A 2,053-nucleotide genomic window follows, 5' to 3' on the forward strand; every position below is an offset into this window, starting at 1 on the left:
ACTCGTGTTGGCAGAGAAGCTGGCCGCCATCGGCGAGATCACCGCCGGCGTTGCGCACGAGATCAACAATCCGGTCGCGGTATTGCAAGGCAATCTCGACGTCCTGCGCGATACGCTGGGCCAGGCTGCCGCGCCGGTGCAGGACGAGCTAAAACTGATGGATCAGCAGATCCAGCGTATCAACACGATTGTCACCAAGCTGCTGCAGTTCGCCAATCCGGGCGAGTTTGCCGGTTATGTTGAAGCGATCATGGTGGACGATGTGGTCACCGATTCACTGGTGCTGGTGCGCCACCTGCTGAACCAGTGCGATATTCGCGTCGAACATCACAAGGGTGCAACGATTGCGGTACCGATCAATCGCGGTGAATTGCAGCAGGTGCTGATCAATCTGTTTACTAACGCCATCCACGCGATGAAGAACGGCGGCAGCCTGACGATCACGACGGCAGACTGGCATGGCGAGAACGATGCCAGTGGCGTCGACATTCGTGTTGCCGATACCGGCGCCGGCATCCGTCGCGAAGACTTGCCGCGCGTGTTCGACGCCTTCTTCACGACCAAGCGTCAAGGTGGCACCGGCCTCGGACTATCGATCAGCTACACGCTGGTGGCGCGCTACGGCGGCACGATATTGGTGAAGAGCGAAGAAGGCCAAGGTACCGAATTCACCGTGCACCTGCTGGCTTGAACATCGACTTTCTTGATACTTTCGCCTTAGAGTACCTCCGTTCTAAGCCCTTGCACGCGGCTTCAACCGGAAGCTGACTCCCATGCGATTGATCGCATTCATGGTGGCGATCACGATCGTCAGTTCGACTAAGGCCTTTTCTCCAAACGCGGCCAGTGCTGCCGAGTATGCCTCGTCTGACGCATGGGTTTCGCTCACGCGCGTCACCTCTTCCGCCCATGCAAGGGCCGCGCGTTCCTGGTCCGAAAACAAATATTCGACCTCGGCCCATACCGGCACCAGTACAATCTTTTCGACGGACATCCCGTGTTTGACAAGATCGCGGGTGTGGACATCGATACAGTGAGCACAGGTATTCAATTGAGAAACCCTGAGAAAAACAAGATGAATGAGTTCGGGTTCCAGACCAGTGTCCGTCGTTGCGTAATGATGGAGTGCTCCCAGCGCCTTGGCGCCTTCCTGCGAAACTTGAAACCAGTTTGCGCGATTCATCGTTCGTACTTCCTTTCGTGAGGTGATTAGTCATGCGGCTGACAAAATCCGGCCGCTATCTACAAGACGCGCGACCTTGTGCGGCTGTGACAACACCGCATGGATCTGTCACAACGGTCGGCGCTGAACCGTCTAGAAAGTATTGTTTAAGACTAAAGTAACTATGAAGTCCGCCGACCTGCTCGTGTTCGAGGCCTTACGCCCACGTCTTTTCCTGATTGCCTATCGCATGCTTGGCATGCGTGCCGACGCCGAAGATGTCGTACAGGATGCTTGGCTGCGCTTTTCCACCAGCGCGCATGATGAAATCAAGTCGGCTGAAGCATGGCTAGTAACTATCACGACACGGCTGTCGATAGATCGCTTGCGAAACCGAAAAAACGAGCGCGAAAGCTACACCGGTTGGTGGCTTCCAGAACCTGTTGTCGAGATGGTCGAAGACACACCTGAAACAGCTGCGGAATTGGCAAGCGAGGTTTCCGTCGCAATGTTGTGGGTCATGGAACGGCTGACGCCGGAGGAGCGTGCTGCGTTCCTGATGCGAAAAGTATTCGACCAAGATTATGTTGACGTTGCGGCTATGCTTGGCAAAAGCGAAGCCGCCTGCAGACAACTTGTCCATCGGGCCCAAGAACGGATACGTGAGGAAAACCCGCGTTTCACGGTCTCGAAGAATACGCATCGCGTCGTGCTCGAAAATTTCATGCAAGCGGCAGCCAATGCCAATCGCGATGCAATGAAGGAACTTCTATCGGCGGATGTCGAATACAGGGCGGACGGTGGAGGAAAAGTCCCGTCGCTGGACAAGGTTCTCATCGGGACAGGACGTGTGGCAGGACTTTATTGGGCAGTCGAAAACGCTTTCCGTGG

At 55.6% G+C, this 2,053-nt stretch carries 3 protein-coding genes; 2 read left to right on the plus strand and 1 reads right to left on the minus strand.

Annotated elements, in window-relative coordinates; translation table 11 throughout:
• Positions 1 to 691: sensor histidine kinase (locus VN114_RS01760; protein ID WP_325511364.1), on the plus strand; the 691-nt coding region annotated here is incomplete at its 5' end.
• A 42-nt stretch (positions 692 to 733) separates the two neighbouring features.
• Here the strand turns inward: VN114_RS01760 and VN114_RS01765 are convergent.
• The gene (locus VN114_RS01765; RefSeq protein ID WP_325511366.1) at positions 734 to 1,183 is read right to left on the minus strand and encodes a carboxymuconolactone decarboxylase family protein; all 450 of its coding nucleotides are present in this window, start codon (positions 1,181 to 1,183) and stop codon (positions 734 to 736) included.
• Between the two features lie 163 nt (positions 1,184 to 1,346).
• On the opposite strand from VN114_RS01765, the gene VN114_RS01770 reads away from it, so the two are divergent.
• On the plus strand, positions 1,347 to 2,053 hold a 707-nt coding region (locus VN114_RS01770; protein WP_325511368.1), incomplete at its 3' end, for a sigma-70 family RNA polymerase sigma factor.

Source organism: Oxalicibacterium sp., from assembly GCF_035565035.1.
Lineage (GTDB): Bacteria > Pseudomonadota > Gammaproteobacteria > Burkholderiales > Burkholderiaceae_D > Oxalicibacterium.

Coding starts and splice junctions, on each gene's coding strand:
- VN114_RS01765 (WP_325511366.1), bottom strand. CDS start 1,183: ATGAATCGCGCAAACTGGTTTCAAGTTTCGCAGGAAGGCGCCAAGGCG.